This window comes from Pseudomonas avellanae BPIC 631 (genome assembly GCF_000444135.1).
GTDB lineage: Bacteria > Pseudomonadota > Gammaproteobacteria > Pseudomonadales > Pseudomonadaceae > Aquipseudomonas > Aquipseudomonas avellanae.
The window spans coordinates 1-783 of sequence record NZ_ATDK01000498.1 but is presented as its reverse complement, the minus strand read 5'-3'; the positions used below and the strand labels follow the sequence as shown (position 1 = coordinate 783).

Below are 783 nucleotides of genomic sequence, written 5' to 3'. Positions count from 1 at the left end.
TGTTGTGTGAGAACTCCAACAATACGGGCCTGTTCTCATAGGGATCAATAGGTTACGTCGAAACGGGAACAGACCCTAGCACGCAATGCCTTGAGGGTTTCTCCCACGGTACCGGCTTCGCATACGGCGATATGGATGTTGTTGCGCAGTAGCACGCCACCGGCCATATCCGATCCGTTGTTGTTGCCTGCACGCAGTCGCTTGAGGGCTGTGTCCTTACTGCCGAATGCGGCCAGAAAGGCGAATGGAAAGTCCGCGGTGTCGAAGGGCTGGAGGGCCAGCTCCGATATTGCGGACTCAATTTCTACTGCATTCATGGTTTACCAATGTCCAGATCGCTCATGAGCGATTGCGACGACTTTAGCCGTTAATTTTGTGGGTTGTGGCTAGACCACAGTGGGCTTCTGTATTCATGCCGGCCACGGTCGGGGATGATAACCCGGCAGCCTCAAACGAGGTGGTAACCGCCCATGTTCACAGCGGCAGCGAACGCTAGTCCCGCCTTACGTTGGTTTTCGGTTCCGTTGCTCCACAATGCCCAATATCATAATCTCGGAGCGGGCTGCCGACCAGCAATGTTGCCCGTAACCTGGATCTCCCATCTCCCCGGAAAATGCTACCGCGCCTGCTGCTCGATGGCAGGCGCACGGCCCAGACAGGCGCCACCAAACCCCAACCGTCCCGATAACGGTTTCCTACTGACGGCTCTTCATCAATCGCGTTTCCTGTACCTGACACCATCTGCAGGTACTGCCACATGCTTCCCTCCAGACCCTATAGCTT

At 55.9% G+C, this 783-nt stretch carries 1 pseudogene; it reads right to left on the bottom strand.

The window, feature by feature from the left end:
- Window positions 1-77 precede the first annotated feature (77 nt).
- A pseudogene (locus tag DW49_RS0124210) lies at window positions 78-317 on the bottom strand (type IIL restriction-modification enzyme MmeI); the annotation flags it as partial.
- Window positions 318-783: the final 466 nt, after the last annotated feature.